Source organism: Rheinheimera pleomorphica, from assembly GCF_011634895.1.
Taxonomy (GTDB): domain Bacteria; phylum Pseudomonadota; class Gammaproteobacteria; order Enterobacterales; family Alteromonadaceae; genus Alishewanella; species Alishewanella pleomorphica.
This window is the reverse complement of sequence record NZ_SIRR01000021.1, coordinates 1-1,448: the sequence shown is the minus strand read 5'-3', so window position 1 is coordinate 1,448 and position 1,448 is coordinate 1. Positions and strand designations below refer to the sequence as shown.

The following is a 1,448-nucleotide window of genomic DNA, read 5'->3' as shown; positions in this document are numbered from 1 at the left end:
CCGTGATTGGTAAACAGATAGGGTTATCAGGAGAAACACCATGGCTTTATACGTCAACAGCAACATCAGCGCATTAAATGCTCAGCGTCAGTTAATGAACAGCGGTAATGCCCTGGACACCTCGTTCAAACGTTTATCATCAGGTTTACGCATCAACAGCGCAGCAGATGATGCGGCAGGCTTACAGATTTCAGACCGTTTGGAATCACAAATCCAGGGTTTAAACCAGGGTAACCGTAACGCCAACGACGGTATTTCATTAGCGCAGACCGCAGAAGGCGCGATGGAAGAAGTGACTGCGATGTTTCAACGGGTCCGTACCCTGGCACAACAAGCGGCGAACGGTTCAAATACTGATGAAGACCGCTTAGCGATCCAGGAAGAAATCCGCTCATTAATGAGTGAGGTTAACCGGGTTGCGAAAGATACGACTTTCGGTGGTCAGAACTTGTTAGATGGTACTTACTCTGCCAGCTTTCAGGTAGGTGCTGATGCGGTACAAACTATCGGCTTTAGTATGAAAAACGTAGGTGGAACAGCGAATTCGTTGTCCGCTGCGGGTGGTTTTACCTTATCCGGGATAGCCAGTGTTGCGTCAGGCGTGACCGGTAAAACGTTGTCTGCTCTTGCCAGTGGTTTGTCAGATGCGTTAGGTACTACGGCAGATGATACGACTTTTGCGACGGTATTTTTAGCGACTGCAGTGAGCGTTTCCACCCAAGCTAATGCGCAAATGGTTATGGCCGGTATGGACTCACTGATTGCGGTGGTGGATAAGAAACGTGCTGAGCTGGGTGCGGTGCAAAACCGGTTCCAGGCAACCATTCGTAACCAAACCAATATTGCTGAAAACCTGTCAGGCGCAAAATCGCGAATTAAAGATGCTGACTTTGCGGCAGAAACGGCGATGTTAACGCGCAACCAGATTTTACAGCAGGCTACTACGACGATACTGTCGCAGGCGAATCAGCGGCCGCAGGCAGCACTGAGCTTACTGCAGGGCTAATAAATCCGGCGTAATGCGCGGAGCCCTCGAGTTTAACTGGGAAATTAAGGTGCCGGCAGCATGGGGTAATGCTGCCGGCTTTTTGTTGCAATGCGCCAGGGCTTATGGGGTAATGCCCTGGCGCGGGTTTGATAAACGCTATGCGCGGAGGCTACATACATTTATCTGGCGGCTAGCCAATTAGCTAACCTGATTTAATACATACATAAACCATGCCAAATTTATCGCCACAATTTTGACTGTGTCGCAGTTGGTATTTCGATTTCCTGCTTAATTTATCTTTTTTAGCTATTTGACTAAAGTTTTGTGTTCAAACACCGATAACTAAGTATCAGGCAAATCACAAGGCAAGCAGTAAGCCACCGTGATTGGTAAACAGATAGGGTTATCAGGAGAAACACCATGGCTTTATACGTCAACAGCAACATCAGCGCATTAAATG

General features: G+C 48.0%; 1 protein-coding gene. It reads left to right on the top strand.

Features of this window, described 5'->3' with window-relative positions:
• Window positions 1–40 precede the first annotated feature (40 nt).
• The gene (locus tag EYB30_RS14950) at window positions 41–1,006 is read left to right on the top strand and encodes a flagellin N-terminal helical domain-containing protein (protein WP_166835822.1); all 966 of its coding nucleotides are present in this window, start codon (window positions 41–43) and stop codon (window positions 1,004–1,006) included.
• Window positions 1,007–1,448: the final 442 nt, after the last annotated feature.

Bases quoted from the DNA above. Each gene is read 5' to 3' on its own strand.
- EYB30_RS14950 (WP_166835822.1), top strand. From the start codon at position 41: ATGGCTTTATACGTCAACAGCAACATCAGCGCATTAAATGCTCAGCGT.